The sequence below is a fragment of the Paraburkholderia sp. EG304 genome (assembly GCF_046543485.1).
GTDB lineage: Bacteria > Pseudomonadota > Gammaproteobacteria > Burkholderiales > Burkholderiaceae > Paraburkholderia > Paraburkholderia youngii.
This window is the reverse complement of sequence record NZ_JBKGUA010000395.1, coordinates 1-339: the sequence shown is the minus strand read 5'-3', so window position 1 is coordinate 339 and position 339 is coordinate 1. Positions and strand designations below refer to the sequence as shown.

Below are 339 nucleotides of genomic sequence, written 5' to 3'. Positions count from 1 at the left end.
GCGCCGGCGTCGTCGACGGCTAGGTGCCGCTGCTTCTTCAATAGTGTTCACGTGTCCACCTATTTAAGTGAACACGATGCTCCCAAGACTTTCACCGTGACTCAAGATGGGATGACCGGGCGCTTACAGCGATTCAACGAGTATTGGATCGCTTTGGTGGTGTCCGATTTCGCGGAGAGCGCGAGAAGCGTCGCCTCGAACCACTGCTTCATGTCGGCGGATTCAACCGGTCGATGCAATAGTTTGCTGGAACCGTTCAGCCGGCGTTTCGTAATTCAGTGTCTTCCTTGGACGCTCATTCAGCCTTCTTGCCACGGCATTAAGTTTGGCCTGAGAGTA

At 54.3% G+C, this 339-nt stretch carries 1 pseudogene; it reads right to left on the bottom strand.

Annotated features, from left to right (window positions below):
* Positions 1 to 222: 222 nt before the first annotated feature.
* Positions 223 to 339 (bottom strand): annotated as a pseudogene (locus ACLFKU_RS44450) (IS30 family transposase); the annotation flags it as partial.